The sequence below is a fragment of the Rhizobium sp. RHZ02 genome (assembly GCF_014851575.1).
Classification (GTDB): domain Bacteria; phylum Pseudomonadota; class Alphaproteobacteria; order Rhizobiales; family Rhizobiaceae; genus Rhizobium; species Rhizobium altiplani.
In genome coordinates this window covers 1-393 of sequence record NZ_JACUZX010000099.1, presented here as the reverse complement: position 1 = coordinate 393, position 393 = coordinate 1, and the positions used below count along the sequence as shown (strand labels likewise).

Annotated in this window: 1 protein-coding gene; it reads left to right on the top strand. The window is 59.3% G+C overall.

Going from position 1 to position 393, the window contains the following annotated elements:
- The coding region (locus IB244_RS31690) for a DUF2950 family protein (protein WP_192307010.1) at positions 1-393 on the top strand (393 nt) is incomplete at both ends.

Below are 393 nucleotides of genomic sequence, written 5' to 3'. Positions count from 1 at the left end.
ATCCTCGACAGGCGGATCGGCGAGAATGAACTGCAAGCGATCGACACCATGCGCAACTACGTCGACGCGCAGCAAGAATACGCTTCGGCCGATCACGACGGCGACGGCGTTCTCGAATATGCACAGAACCTTATAAGTAGCCCTGGCAAGACAGACGGCCTTTACTGGCCCCCCAACCAAGGAGACTCAGACAGTCCCGCCGGAGCCTTCGTCGAACAGGCCGCTCTCGAGCGTGCGAAGGCCGGGGATGGCTATTTCGGCTACCATTTTCGGATCCTGAAGGGCCAGGGCGCCAACATAGCCGGTGGCGACTACAGCTACATAATCAACGGCAACATGATCGTCGGGTTCGCGCTCGTCGGATGGCCCGTCAAATACGGTGAGACGGGAGTG